We start from the raw sequence: 12,721 nt of genomic DNA on the forward strand, positions 1-12,721 counted from the left end.
CATCCGGCTAATGGGCGTAGTCCGCGGGCAGCAGGTGGGTCACCTCGGCCGGCCCCCGGGCCAGCGCCGTGGCCTTCTGCTCGGCGCGCTGGTCCTGCTCGGTCAGCCGGCCCTCGTGCTGGCGCAGGTGCTCGGCCCAGGTCGGCACCTGATAGACCTCCACGAAGCGGGCCGGGTCCTCGCCGTCGCGGAACAGGCCCCACCGGGTCGCGCCGGTCCGCAGCCGCGAGCCGCGCAGCCGTTCCATCGCCTCCCGGAACGCGTCCACATTCGCGTCGTCCACCCGGTACACCGCGGTCACCAGCACCGGGCCTTCGTCCAGGTGCGGCTCGAGCATCAGATGCGGCTCGGCCCAGTAGACCGCCGGGCCGCGGCCGGTGCCGTCCTGCTCGCGTACCGGCCACCAGAGCACGGTCACCGTGCCGGCCAGCATCAGCCCGGCCGCGGCCAGGTAGGCGACCCGGAGACCGGCGAGGCCGGCCACCTGGCCCCAGAGCAGGGCACCGAACGCCTGACCGCCCGCGAACACGACCTGGTAGATCGCGAAGCCGCGGGCGCGCACCCAGTTGGGCAGGAACAGCTGGAGGCTCGCGTTCATCCGCGAGACGAGCGTCATCCACGCGAGCCCGGCGACGAGGAGGACGGCCGTCACCGCGTACACGTCCGGGACGAGCGCGACCACGATCAGAGCGAGACCGTAGAGCGCGCCGGCCGCGACGATGAGCCGGTTGGGCCCGACCGTCTCCCGGATCCGCGGCATGATCAACGCGCCCGCGATCGCCCCGACGCCGAGCGCGGCCAGCAGGATGCCGTAGCCGCTCGCGCCCATCCCGAGCTCCTGATGCGCGACCACCGGCAGCAGGCCCCAGATCACCGAGCCGGGCAGGACGAAGAGGATCACCCGGCCGAGCAGCCGGCGCACGGTCGGCGAGTAGCGGACGTACCGCCCACCGGCCCGCAGCGCCGAACCCAGATGCTCGGGATGCGAGGCCGGGGTCTGCGGCTTGCGCCGCCAGAGAAGAAGAGCAACGGCGAAGACGGCGTACGACAGCGCGTTCAGGCCGAAGACGGCGGCCGACCCGATGTGCGCGACCAGCAGGCCGGCCACCGCCGGGCCGGCCGAGCGGGCCAGGTTGGTGTTGACCGCGCCCAGCGATGACGCCGACGGCAGCTCCTCGCGGGGGACCACCTCGGGGATCACCGCCTGCCAGGTCGGCAGCGTGAGGGCCTGGCCGGCGCCGAGCAGGAACGTGAAGACCAGCAGCAGCGGGGGCGGCATCAGGCCGAGCGCGGTGAGGACGGTCAGCACCGCCCCGACCCCGAAGAGGGCGAGCTGCACGGCCAGCAGCAGGCGGCGCCGGTCGAACGTGTCGGCGAGCGCACCCGACGGCAGCGCCAGCAGCAGCACCGGGATCATGGTGGCGAACTGGACCAGGCTCACCCAGGTGGCCGCCCGCGGCTCGCCGACCACCAGCCATTGCGCGCCGACCGTCTGCATCCAGGTGCCGACGTTGCCGGCCAGCACCGCCACCCAGAGCATCCGGAAGACGGGCCGGCGCAGCGGCGCCCAGGGCGAGGTCTCGGCCGTAGTCACGGCACGCAATCTAACGGCGGCGAGTGCTCCGGCTCTGCTCACCCGGGCGCGCCACGCCCCCGGCGGCCGGTGCTGCGGCTCTGCTCACCCGGGCGCGCCACGCTCCCGCCGGCGGGCGCCCGGGCCCGGGCGGGGCACGACCTCGCGCGGGTCGCGGAGCCGGTGACCGGCGGCGCAGTGGATCTCGGCGTGCACCTCGGCCCCGCAGTCGCGGTGGGCGAACTCCAGGGGCGGCCCGCCGGGATCGGCCAGGTAGCGGTTCCCCCACTCGAGCAGCGTGATCAGGACGGGGTAGACGTCGAGCCCCTTGCTGGTCAGGCGGTACTCGTGGCGTACGCGGGAACCGGGCTCCTGATAGGGCTCCCGCCGCAGGATGCCGTGCTCCACCAAGGTCGCGAGCCGGTTGGCCAGCACCTGCCGCGGCACGCCGGTGCGCACCCGCATGTCGTCGAAGCGGCGGATGCCGTTGAAGACCTCGCGCAGCACCACGACGGTCCACTTCTCGCCCAGCACCGCCATGGCCCGGCCGATCGTGCACCCGTCGATCGACCAGCTCAGCGCGTCGGCGACCGGTGTGGCACTCATGACAGCCAGGCTAGGTCTGCTTGACAGACGCAGCAAGCCGGCGGGACGCTGCGTCCATGACGCAGACTCAGCAGGAGCGCACCCGCACCTTCGGCTGGACCGATCCCGCGGTGCACGCGAGCCTGATCGGCCGCCGCAGCGGGCTCGACGTGCTGCAGGCGATGGCCCGGGGCGAGCTGCCGGCGCCGCCGATCATGCACCTGATCGACGTGGCCTCGTTCGAGGTCGAGGAGGGCAGCGTCACCGTCCGCCTCGACCCGCAGGAGTTCCACTACAACCCGCTCGGCTCCATGCACGGCGGCGTCATCTCGACGCTGCTGGACACGGCGGCGGCCTGCTCGGTGCACAGCACGCTGCCGGTCGGCGTCGGCTACACCAGCCTCGACCTGACGGTGAAGTTCCTGCGCCCGGTCACCACCGCGACCGGCCGGATCGCGTGCACCGGCCGGGTGCTGCAGCGCGGCCGCCGCACCGCGCTGGCCGAGGCGAGCCTCACCGACGGGCAGGGCCGCCTGCTCGCGCACGCCACCAGCAGCTGCCTGCTCTTCGAGATCCCCGCTTAGGAGCGGGCTTCCAGCCGCAGCCGCCGCGCCTCGCGCTTCTCCTCGAACCGGGTCGCCTGGTTCTCCAGCTCGGCCATGTGGGCGGCGAGCTCGTCGCGCGCCTTCTCCCCCTCGGGGCTCAGGCCCGTACGCCCGAAGACGTTCCACTGACGCAGCACCGGCAGCAGGACCTCGTCGCGGTGCTGCCGCAGGTCGTAGATGCCGGCCAGCGCGATCGACAGCGCCTTGCGCCCGAAGCCCTCGATGTTGGCGCCCGGCATCTCGAACGCCGCGACCACATCGGCCACCGCCCGCATCGCGTTGTCGGCGTCCAGGTCGAACGCGGCGGCCAGCAGGTTGCGGTAGAAGACCATGTGCAGGTTCTCGTCGGCGGCGACCCGGGCCAGCAGCTGCTCGGCGATCGGGTCGCCGGTCGCCTTGCCGGTGTTGCGGTGCGAGATGCGGGTGGCCAGCTCCTGGAACGCCACGTAGGCGATCGAGTGCAGCATCTCCTCCGGGTGCGCGTTCGAGTAGCCGGATTGCATGTGCGCCATCCGGGCCCGCTCGAGCGCGGTCGGGTCGACGGCCCGGGTGACGGTCAGGTAGTCGCGCAGCGCGATGCCGTGCCGGCCCTCCTCGGCCGTCCAGCGGTGCACCCAGGTGCCCCACGCGCCGTCCCGGCCGAACAGCGTGGCGATCTCGTGGTGGTACGAGGGCAGGTTGTCCTCGGTCAGCAGGTTCACGATCAGGGCCGTACGGGCGACGTCGGGGATCGCCGAGTCCTCCTCCCGCCACGCCTCGCCGTTGAGCAGACCGTCGAAGGTGCGCCCCTCGCTCCACGGCACGTACTCGTGCGGGAACCACTCCTTGGCCAGCGACAGGTGCCGGTCGAGGTTGGTGGCCACCACCGGTTCCAGCTCGATCAGCAGCGCGGTCTGGTCCACGATCACTCCCTACGGTTGCGTAACCTACGCAACCGTAACCTCTTACCCGCCGGTTTCCGCCACCCGGGCCGGGAATTCACAGCCGATTCCCGGCCCGCGGCGGGTGAGTCAGGTGCCGGAGACGACCGGGTGCAGATCGTCGGCCGGGGGCGACCACGACGCGGCGTCGGCCTCGACCTGGTCGCCGGAGCGGATGTCCTTCACCGTGTCGGGCTCTCCCGGGAACCAGACGTACGGGATGCCGCGCCGGTCCGCGTACTGGATCTGCTTGCCGAACTTCGCCGCCGTCGGCGCCACCTCGGTGGGAATGCCCCGGCGGCGCAGGGCCGCGGCGGTACGGTCGCAGGCCACCCGCTGCTCCTCGTTCGGCAGCGCCACCAGCACGCAGGTCGGCACCGAGCGGGAGACGGTCAGCGCCTGCTGGCCGAAGAGCACGCCGAGCATCCGGGAGACGCCGATCGAGATGCCCACGCCCGGGAACCGGTCCTTGCCCGCGGACGCCAGGTTGTCGTACCGGCCGCCGGAGCAGATCGAGCCGAACCGCTCGTACCCGCGCAGCTGGGTCTCGTAGACCGTGCCGGTGTAGTAGTCGAGGCCGCGAGCGATCTTCAGCTCGGCCACCACCAGGCCGGGCGCGTGCTCGCGGGCGGTCTCCACCACCCGCACCAGCTCCTCGAGGCCCTCGTCGAGCAGCGGGTCGCTCACCCCGAGCTTGCGCACCGCGTCCACGAAGGAGCCGTCCTCGGCCGAGATGGCGGCGAGGTCGAGGCACGCCGCCGCCTGAGCCTCGGAGGCGCCGGCGGTCTGCGTCAACAGCTCGGCGACGCGCGCCGGGCCGATCTTGTCCAACTTGTCGACGGTACGGAGTACCTGGTCGGTATCGGTGAGGCCGAGCCCCCGGTAGAAGCCCTCGCACACCTTCCGGTTGTTGACCTGGATGCGCGCGGCCGGGATCGGCAGGCCGCCCAGCGCGTCGCCGATCACCAGCGGCATCTCGGTGTCGTGGTGGAACGGCAGGTTGTCCCGGTTGACCACGTCGATGTCGGCCTGGAGGAACTCGCGGTAGCGACCCTCCTGCGGGCGCTCGCCGCGCCACACCTTCTGGATCTGGTAGCGCCGGAACGGGAAGACCAGCTTGCCGGCGTTCTCCACGACGAACCGCGCGAACGGCACGGTCAGGTCGAAGTGCAGGCCGAGCTGGTCGTCGGACGCGGTGTCCTCGGAAGCCTGGAGGCGGTGCAGCAGGTAGACCTCCTTGGAGGTCTCGCCCTTGGACAGGAGGGTCTCCAGCGGCTCGACCGACCGGGTCTCGAGCGGGGCGAACCCGTAGAGCTCGAAGGTGGACCGGATCCGGTCGAGGACGCGCTGCTCGATCATGCGCTGCGCGGGCAGCCATTCGGGGAAGCCGGAAATCGGCATTCTCAAAGTCTCCTATAAATATCGTCAGAGCCCACGGCCGGGCGCTGCGATCAACTCCCGCAGGTACGGGTTCGTCGCGCGCTCGCGGCCGATGGTGGTGGCCGGTCCGTGGCCGGGCAGGACGACGGTCTCGTCGGCCAGCGGCAGGATCTTCTCCCGCAGGCTGGCCATCATCGTCTCGGTGCTGCCGCCCGGCAGGTCGGTGCGCCCGATGGACCCCGCGAAGAGCACGTCGCCGGAAAGGCAGACCGGCGACTCTTCTCCCGGCAGGCGGAACAGCACCGACCCGCCGGTATGGCCGGGCGCGTGGTCGACGGTCACCTCGACACCGGCGAGCGTCAATGTCGCGCCGTCGGTGAGCTCGGCGACGTCCTCCGGCTCCGAGTACGGCAAGCGGCCGCCGAACAGGGCGGACAGATCGGCGCCGAGGCCCTTGGCCGGGTCGGCCAGCATCTCCCGGTCGGCCGGGTGCACGTACGCGGTGATGCCTTTGGCCCCGCAGACCGGCGCCACCGAGAAGCTGTGGTCGATGTGCCCGTGGGTGAGAAGAACCGCGGCCGGGTGCAGCCGGTGCTCGGCCAGCACCTCGTCGAGCCGGTCGAGAATGCCGACACCGGGATCGATGATCAGGCATTGCTCACCCGGGCCGGCGGCCACCACATAGCAATTGGTGCCGAAGGCCTCGGCCGGGAAACCGGTGACGAGCACTGCGGTCCTCTCTCAGAGCAATCAGGTGCGAATCGTAACGAGCCTATCCGGGCGGGCGCACACCACTTTCTCAGCGGGTACCCGTACACTCTTGCGGGCGTGTGACACGACACATGGAGGAAGGGCAGCGTTCGGTGGCATCCAGCAGGGACCGGCAGCGCAAGCTGGCGCGGGCGAAGCTCGATCGGCAGATGGCGCGGCGGGCGGCCAGGGAGCGGCGGAGGCGGCGGATCTACGCCGGTGTCGGCGCGGGCGTCGCGGTTCTTCTGATCGTCGCCGGCATCGCGTGGATCGGCGGGGCGTTCGACTCCGACCCCAAGACCGAAGCGGCCGACCAGGACGTCTGCGCGTGGACGCCGCAGAGCGCGACGACCAACACCAACCTCAAGGACGTCGGCACGCCGCCCACCAAGGGCATTCCCACCGACGGCACGTCGACGATGACCGTCACCACCGACCAGGGTGACCCGATCGTCGTCGATCTCGACCGGGTGAGCTCGCCCTGCGGTGCGGAAGACCTGCGGTACCTGGCGAGCAAGAACTTCTACGACAACACCACGTGCCACGAGATCACGACGTACGGGGCGATCCGGTGCGGTGACCCGAGCGGCACCGGGCTCGGCGGCCCGACGTACAGCGTCTACAGCGAGAACACGCCGGCCGCTCCCGACCCGTCGCCCAGCGCCGGCGCCGGGAAGGCCACCACGCCGCTCTACCCCAAGGGCACGGTCGCCCTGATCGGCAACCCGCCGGGCACGAACGGCAGCCAGTTCCTGATCTTCTTCAAGGACTACGCGCCGGTGACCCCCGAGTTCTCGATCGTCGGCGCCGTGACCGGCGGCCTGGCCACGGTCGAGAAGATCGGCAAGATCCCGGTCGTGGCGGACGCGGCCGGCGACAAGGTCAAGCCCAAGACCAAGATCACGATCAAGACCCTCACCGTCGGGCAGGCGGCCGCGCCCTCCGCGAGCGCACAGTCTTAATCCCCCAGGCCGAGAACCAGCAGGAGGAACACCGTGTCGTCGATCAAGGACCGGCAGCGCGCGGCGGCGCGAGCCCGGCTCGAGAAGGAGATGGCCGAGCGCGCGGCAGCCGCTCGTAAGCGCCGTCAGCGGCAGGCGATCATCGGGTCGGCGATCGCGGTCGTGGTCATCGCCGGCGCCGCCGTCTGGATCGTCACCGCCCTGAACAAGGACGACAAGAAGTCCTCCTCGACCGCGAGCGCCGCCCCGGCCGGCACCGTGGCCTGCACCTGGACGCCGCAGGACAAGTCCTCGGGCGCCAACGTGAAGGACACCGGCGGCACCCCCGAGCAGTACGCGAAGAACACCGGCAAGGACACGCTGACGATCGACACGAACCTCGGCAAGATCACCGCCGACGTCGACAAGTCGAAGGCGCCGTGCACCGCCTCGGCGTTCGAATACCTGGCGAGCAAGAACTTCTGGAACAACACCAAGTGCCACCGGCTCACCACCGAGGGCATCAAGGTGCTGCAGTGCGGCGACCCGACCGCCACCGGCAAGGGCTATCGCCAGACCGACGGCACCGGCGGCCCGAACTTCATGTACGCCGAGGAGAACCTGCCGGCCGGCAAGGACCCGACATACCCGGCGGGCACGATCGCGATGGCGAAGACCTCGAACCCGGGCACCACGAGCAGCCAGTTCTTCATCCCGTACGAGGACATCCCGGCGGCGGCGCTGCCCGCCGAGTACACCATCCTCGGCACGATCACGTCGGGCCTGGACATCGTCAAGAAGGTGGCCAAGGGCGGCACCGACAACGCCAACCAGAAGGGCGACGGTCACCCCAAGACCGAGCTCGACATCAAGTCTTTGACCATGGCAGCCTCGTAGAGTTTCCGCACGTCGAAGCGCCGCGACCCTGCCCGGGCCGCGGCGCTTCCGCTTTACCCGGCGCGCCCCGCCGCCGGACCGACCGCCTGCCCGTGGCGCCCGCCTGCCCGCCGCGCCCGCGTCCGCCGCCTGCCAGCCGCGCCCGCCGCGCTCGTGTCCGCCCGCCCGCCGCGCCGCCCGCCGCCCCGCTCCCCCGCGATCTTGATGAAGTTGGCCGCTCCCCGCACGACAAATCATCATCGCTCGGAGCGGTGATGAGGCATGCGCGCCGAGCGGTGATGGGCGAGCTGCGCCGCGCGGAGATTGGGCATGCGGCGCCGAGCGGTAACGGGACGAGCGGCGCGCGACCCGGAGCGGGCGATCAGGCGCCCGAAGTGACCCGGTAAGCGTCAAAAACACCGTCGACCTTGCGGACCGCGGCCACCAGGTGGCCGAGGTGCTTCGGGTCGGCCATCTCGAACGTGAACCGGCTGACCGCCACCCGGTCGCGGGTCGTGGTCACGGTCGCCGAGAGGATGTTGACTCGCTCCTCGGACAGCACCCGCGTGACGTCGGCCAGCAGCTTGTGCCGGTCGAGCGCCTCGACCTGGATCGCCACCAGGAACGTCGACGCGCTCGTCGGCTTCCAGCTCACCTCGACCACGCGCTCGCTCTGGTCGCGCAGGTCCTCGGCGTTCGCGCAGTCCTCGCGGTGCACCGACACGCCACCGGAGCGGGTCACGAAGCCGAACACCGCGTCACCCGGCACCGGGGTGCAGCAGCGGGCCAGCTTCACCCAGACGTCGCTGACCCCCTTGACCACCACGCCCGGGTCCTGCGCGGTCGACCGGTTGCGCGGCGGGCGGGTCGCGACGGCGGTCTCGGCGATGTCCTCGACCGCGCCCTCCTCGCCGCCGAAGCCGGCCACCAGCTTCTGCACGACCGATTGGGCCGAGACCGTGTTCTCCCCGACCGCGGCGTAGAGCGAGGCCACGTCGGCCAGGTGCAGGTCGCGGGCGATGGTCGTGAGGTTCTCGCTGGTCAGCATGCGCTGCAGGGGCAGGCCCTGCTTGCGCATCGCCTTGACGATCGCCTCCTTGCCGACCTCGATCGCTTCCTCGCGCCGCTCCTTATTGAAGAACTGCCTGATCTTCGTACGCGCGCGGGGGCTCTTGACGAAGCCGAGCCAATCCTGGGTCGGGCCCGCGGACGCCGACTTCGACGTGAAGATCTCGATCACGTCGCCGTTGGAGAGCGTCGACTCGAGCGGGACGAGCTTGCCGTTGACCCGCGCGCCGATGCACTTGTGCCCCACCTGGGTGTGCACGGCGTACGCGAAATCGACCGGGGTCGAACCGGTGGGCAGCGGGATCACGTCGCCCTTGGGCGTGAAGACGTAGACCTCCTGGCTGGACAGGTCGAAGCGCAACGCGTCCAGGAACTCCGACGGGTCGCTGGCCTCGCGCTGCCAGTCGAGCAGCTGCCGCAGCCAGGTCATCTCGTCGATGTGCGCCGGCGGGCCGACAATCGTCGCGCCCTTCTGCTCCTTGTACTTCCAGTGCGCGGCGATGCCGAACTCGGCCGTACGATGCATGGCGAACGTGCGGATCTGCATCTCGACCGGCTTGCCGGTCGGGCCGATGACCGTCGTGTGCAACGACTGGTACATGTTGAACTTCGGCATCGCGATGTAGTCCTTGAACCGGCCCGGCACCGGCTGCCAGTTCGCGTGGATGACGCCCAGCGCGGCGTAGCAGTCGCGGACCGTGTCGACCAGGATGCGCACGCCGACCAGGTCGTAGATGTCGTTGAAGTCGCGACCCCGCACGATCATCTTCTGGTAGATCGAGTACAGGTGCTTCGGCCGCCCGGTGGTCTCGGCCTTGATCTTCGCCGACTTCAGGTCGAGTGAGACCCGGTTGGTAACCTGGCGCAGCAGCGCCTCCCGCTGCGGCTGGTGCTCGCCGATCAGCCGGTTGATCTCCTCGAACCGCTTCGGGAACAGCGTGCCGAACGCGAGGTCCTCGAGCTCCCACTTGATCGTGTTCATACCGAGGCGGTGCGCCAGCGGCGCGAGGATCTCGAGCGTCTCCTTGGCCTTCTGCTCCTGCTTGGCCCGCGGCAGGAAGGTGAGCGTACGCATGTTGTGCAGCCGGTCGGCGAGCTTGATGACCAGGACTCGAGGGTCCTTGGCCATGGCCACCACCATCTTGCGGATGGTCTCGGCCTTGGCCGCGTCGCCGAGCTTCACCCGGTCGAGCTTGGTCACGCCGTCGACCAGCAGCGCGACCTCGCCGCCGAAGTCGCTGCGCATCTGCTCGAGCGAGTAGTCGGTGTCCTCGATCGTGTCGTGCAGCAGGGCCGCCACCAGGGTGGTCGTGTCCATGCCGAGGTTGGCCAGGATCGTCGCCACGGCCAGCGGATGCGTGATGTAGGGGTCGCCGGACTTGCGGTACTGACCGGAGTGCCAGCGGGCGGCCACGTCGAAGGCGCGCTGCAGCTGCCGGCCGTCGGCCTTGGGGTGGCTGGCCCGGTGGGTCGCGATCAGCGGCTCGAGAACCTCGCTGACCTGGGTGCTCTGCCACGGCGCGTTGAACCGGGCGAGCCGCGCCCGGACCCGGCGGCCGGTGGGCGCGCTGGCCAGGCCGAAGCCGGTGCTCGGCTCGTCGCCGGGCGGCGGCATCGGCTGGGTCGCCTCGGGATCAGGTGCCGGCGTCGCGGTGGCCGGCGTCGCGGTAGACGGCGTCGCAGTGGCCGGCGTCGCGGTAGCCGGCGTCGCCGCAGGCTGGGCCGCGGAGGTCCGGGCCGCGGAGGTCCGGGCCGCGGAGGTCCGGGCCGTGGGAGCCTGAGCCCCAGAGTTCTGGGCTGCGGAAGCCTGGGTGGCGGAATTCGGGATGGCGGACTTCTGGGTGGCGGGCGCCGGCTTCGTGGGAGCCGGCTTGGCCGCCTCACCGTCCGGAACGCGTGCCTCCTCGACCGGCGGCGCAACAGCCTCCGCACCGGTCCGTGTGTTCTCGGTCGGCTGCACCGTGCCCTCCGTCGAAGGGGCGACGTCGCTGGACACCGGCCTCCTCACACCCATCGCCTGGTTGGTCACCTGGTTAGGAACGCCATCCTACCCGCACACTCTTCCCGGTTGCCCCGGCCGAACCTCCGAAAGAGCGCGGGTAACCCCGGCGAAAACCCATCAAACGGTCAAGAGCGCATGCACCGTACGAGGTGACAGGCGCTCGCGCCCCTTGAGGAAGGCCAGCTCCATGAGCACGGTGAACCCCGCGACCGTGCCACCGGCCCGCTCGACCAGATCGAGGGCGGCGCCGGCCGTCCCGCCGGTGGCGAGCACGTCGTCGACCACGAGCACGCGCTGGCCCGCGATGAAGGCGTCCTCGTGCACCTCGAGGGTGGCCTCGCCGTACTCCAGATGGTAGGACGCCGAGATCGTCTGCCGCGGCAGCTTGCCCGCCTTGCGCACCGGAACCACCCCGGCGCCGGTCGCGTAGGCGACCGCGGCCGCCACCACGAACCCGCGCGCCTCAACCCCGGCCACCACATCGAAGCCGTCGGCGCCGTAGTACGCGACGATGCCGTCGACCACCCGTCGGAACGCCGCGCCGTCGGCGAACAGCGGCATCAGGTCCTTGAAGACGATCCCCTCCTGGGGAAAGTCGGGCACGTCGACCGTGCCCCCGGCGACCACGGCGGCCAGCTCGGGACCGCTGTCACCACGGGGAGTCGTCTCATCAGTCACGGCCGACAGCCTAATGGCCCGCCCCCGAGCACGGAGACGGGCCATTGGCAGTTCGGAGACGCACTGGTTGTCAGTCCAACTCCCCCGCAATCGCCCCGTCGAGGAGGCGATTGCCCGCGGAGTGAAGCGGAGCCAGCTAGCTCCGCCGCTTGCCGCCACCCTGCGGGCGGTTGCCGGCGCCGCCGGGGCGGCCGCCACGGTTGGTGTTGCGCTTGGCCGTCGGGCGGCTGCCCGGGCGCGGCGCGCTGGCGGCCATCGCCGGCGCCTCGTCGGACTCGGTCGCGTTGGCCGAGCGCTGCCGCTCGGCGCGCGGCGCGACGTCGCCGGAGCGGGCCGCGGCCCGGCGGGCGAGGACCCGGGCGGTGTGCGCCTTGATCTTCGGCTCCCGGTCCTTGAGCGCGGTGAGCACCGGCGCCGCGAACATGATCGAGGAGATGACGCCGAAGCCCATGCCGACGAAGAGCACCAGGCCGAGGTCCTTCAGCGTGCCCGCGCCGAGCAGGCCGGCGCCGATGAAGAGCAGGCCGCCGACCGGCAGCAGCGCCACGAGGCCGGTGTTGATCGACCGCATGATGGTCTGGTTGACGGCCAGGTTCGTCGCCTCGGCGTACGTCCGGGTGCTGCCCGCCGTGATGCCGCGGGTGTTCTCCTGGACCTTGTCGAAGACGACCACCACGTCGTACAGCGAATAACCCAGGATCGTCAGGAAGCCGATCACCGTCGACGGCGTGACCTCGAAGCCGACCAGCGAGTACACGCCCGCGGTCAGGATCAGGTCGAGCAGCAGCGAGGAGACCGCGGCCGCCGCCATCCGCCATTCGAACCGGATGATCAGGTAGGCCATCACCAGGATCAGGAAGATGACCAGACCGATGATCGCCTGCCGGGTCACCTGCCCGCCCCAGGCCGCCGAGACCTGGTCGTCGCTGACGTCGTTCGGGTTGACCCCGAGGTCGGCGACGAGCGCGTTCTTGGCCTGCCCCGACTCGGCCGGGCTCATCGCGGTGGCGCGGACGGTGAAGGTCTCCTTCTGGCCGGCCCGGCCGCCGAGCTTCTGCGCGGAGACGACCTCGGCGCCCGGGTGGGCCTCCTCGATCGCCTTCTGGACCGCGTCGGACACCTCGGTCTGGGTGAGCGACGCCCCGCTGGTGGTCGTCGCCGGCACGCTGAACGACGTGCCGCCGGCGAACTCGATGCCGAGCGAGAAGCCGCGGATCGCGAAGCTGGCGATGGCGATCAGGACCAGGACGCCGGCGACGATGAACCACTGCTTCCGCCGGCCGACGATGTTGATGTTCGCCTCGCCCTGGTACAGGCGAGTGGCGAGACCGGTACGGGCCATC

Annotated in this window: 11 protein-coding genes; 3 read left to right on the forward strand and 8 right to left on the reverse strand. The window is 71.0% G+C overall.

What is annotated here, in order from left to right:
* Positions 1-7 precede the first annotated feature (7 nt).
* Both ACQP2F_RS34765 and ACQP2F_RS34770 read right to left on the reverse strand, forming a co-directional pair.
* Positions 8-1,594, reverse strand: a complete 1,587-nt coding sequence (locus tag ACQP2F_RS34765; protein WP_433295057.1) for an MFS transporter — start codon at positions 1,592-1,594, stop codon at positions 8-10.
* Between the two features lie 84 nt (positions 1,595-1,678).
* A complete protein-coding gene (locus tag ACQP2F_RS34770) occupies positions 1,679-2,179 on the reverse strand; it encodes a winged helix-turn-helix transcriptional regulator (RefSeq protein WP_433295059.1) in 501 nt (166 codons plus the stop codon).
* 56 nt (positions 2,180-2,235) lie between these two features.
* Here ACQP2F_RS34770 and ACQP2F_RS34775 point away from each other — a divergent pair, with 56 nt between their 5' ends.
* Complete coding sequence (locus ACQP2F_RS34775; RefSeq protein WP_433295061.1) at positions 2,236-2,742, forward strand: PaaI family thioesterase; 507 nt, start codon at positions 2,236-2,238, stop codon at positions 2,740-2,742.
* Here ACQP2F_RS34775 and ACQP2F_RS34780 read toward each other — a convergent pair.
* The 3 genes from ACQP2F_RS34780 to ACQP2F_RS34790 all read right to left on the reverse strand — a co-directional run bounded on the left by ACQP2F_RS34780 (position 2,739) and on the right by ACQP2F_RS34790 (position 5,792).
* Positions 2,739-3,671 carry an acyl-ACP desaturase gene (locus tag ACQP2F_RS34780; protein WP_433295063.1) on the reverse strand — a complete coding sequence of 311 codons (933 nt, stop codon included), beginning with the start codon at positions 3,669-3,671 and terminating at the stop codon, positions 2,739-2,741. The two genes, ACQP2F_RS34775 and ACQP2F_RS34780, sit on opposite strands and share 4 nt — an antisense overlap.
* Positions 3,672-3,773: 102 nt before the next feature.
* Entirely contained in the window at positions 3,774-5,084 is a 1,311-nt protein-coding gene (hisS, locus tag ACQP2F_RS34785; RefSeq protein WP_433295064.1) for a histidine--tRNA ligase, read from the reverse strand.
* A gap of 24 nt (positions 5,085-5,108) precedes the next feature.
* Positions 5,109-5,792, reverse strand: a complete 684-nt coding sequence (locus tag ACQP2F_RS34790; RefSeq protein WP_433295066.1) for an MBL fold metallo-hydrolase — start codon at positions 5,790-5,792, stop codon at positions 5,109-5,111.
* Positions 5,793-5,926: 134 nt separating this feature from the next.
* Here ACQP2F_RS34790 and ACQP2F_RS34795 point away from each other — a divergent pair, with 134 nt between their 5' ends.
* The gene (locus ACQP2F_RS34795) at positions 5,927-6,775 is read left to right on the forward strand and encodes a peptidylprolyl isomerase (RefSeq protein ID WP_433295068.1); all 849 of its coding nucleotides are present in this window, start codon (positions 5,927-5,929) and stop codon (positions 6,773-6,775) included.
* A 33-nt stretch (positions 6,776-6,808) separates the two neighbouring features.
* Positions 6,809-7,651: a peptidylprolyl isomerase gene (locus ACQP2F_RS34800; RefSeq protein ID WP_433295070.1), complete on the forward strand. Its 843-nt coding sequence runs from the start codon at positions 6,809-6,811 to the stop codon at positions 7,649-7,651.
* 361 nt (positions 7,652-8,012) lie between these two features.
* Here ACQP2F_RS34800 and ACQP2F_RS34805 read toward each other — a convergent pair whose 3' ends face one another.
* The 3 genes from ACQP2F_RS34805 to secF all read right to left on the reverse strand — a co-directional run bounded on the left by ACQP2F_RS34805 (position 8,013) and on the right by secF (position 12,720).
* A complete protein-coding gene (locus tag ACQP2F_RS34805) occupies positions 8,013-10,694 on the reverse strand; it encodes a RelA/SpoT family protein (RefSeq protein WP_433295072.1) in 2,682 nt (893 codons plus the stop codon).
* A 123-nt stretch (positions 10,695-10,817) separates the two neighbouring features.
* Entirely contained in the window at positions 10,818-11,378 is a 561-nt protein-coding gene (locus ACQP2F_RS34810; RefSeq protein WP_433295074.1) for an adenine phosphoribosyltransferase, read from the reverse strand.
* A gap of 136 nt (positions 11,379-11,514) precedes the next feature.
* Complete coding sequence (gene secF, locus ACQP2F_RS34815) at positions 11,515-12,720, reverse strand: protein translocase subunit SecF (RefSeq protein ID WP_433295076.1); 1,206 nt, start codon at positions 12,718-12,720, stop codon at positions 11,515-11,517.
* Position 12,721 lies beyond the last annotated feature (1 nt).

It is taken from the genome of Actinoplanes sp. CA-030573 (assembly GCF_050951115.1).
Taxonomy (GTDB): domain Bacteria; phylum Actinomycetota; class Actinomycetes; order Mycobacteriales; family Micromonosporaceae; genus Actinoplanes.